Source organism: Streptomyces sp. BE20 (assembly GCF_036322525.1).
In the GTDB taxonomy this organism is placed as follows: Bacteria; Actinomycetota; Actinomycetes; order Streptomycetales; family Streptomycetaceae; genus Kitasatospora.
This window is the reverse complement of sequence record NZ_JAQYWW010000114.1, coordinates 1-283: the sequence shown is the minus strand read 5'-3', so window position 1 is coordinate 283 and position 283 is coordinate 1. Positions and strand designations below refer to the sequence as shown.

1 protein-coding gene is annotated in these 283 nt (G+C 64.3%); it reads right to left on the bottom strand.

All coding sequences use genetic code 11. The annotated features are described in order from the left end of the window. A partial coding sequence (locus PUR61_RS00560; protein ID WP_329874470.1) for a hypothetical protein occupies positions 1-283 on the bottom strand: 283 nt, incomplete at both ends.

Here is a 283-nt window from a genome sequence, read left to right as displayed (position 1 = left end):
GCCGGTCTGGACGTTGGCGATGACCGACTGGAAGAACGGGAACATCGCGACGTCGCCGCTGATGAAGCCGTTGAGGGCGCTGGTGCCGACCGGGGAGATCTTCTCGGTGTAGAAGGACTTCATGTACTCCATCGCGGTGCGCCCGGCCTCGGTGTTCTGGGTGGAGGTCTTGAAGTCGGGCGAGGTGAGGGTGCCGCCGGCCTGGCAGAGGAAGCTCTCCCAGGTGGAGTTGATGGCGTTGAGGTGGTCGTCCATGCCCTTGAACTGCCAGCCGGCCACCTTC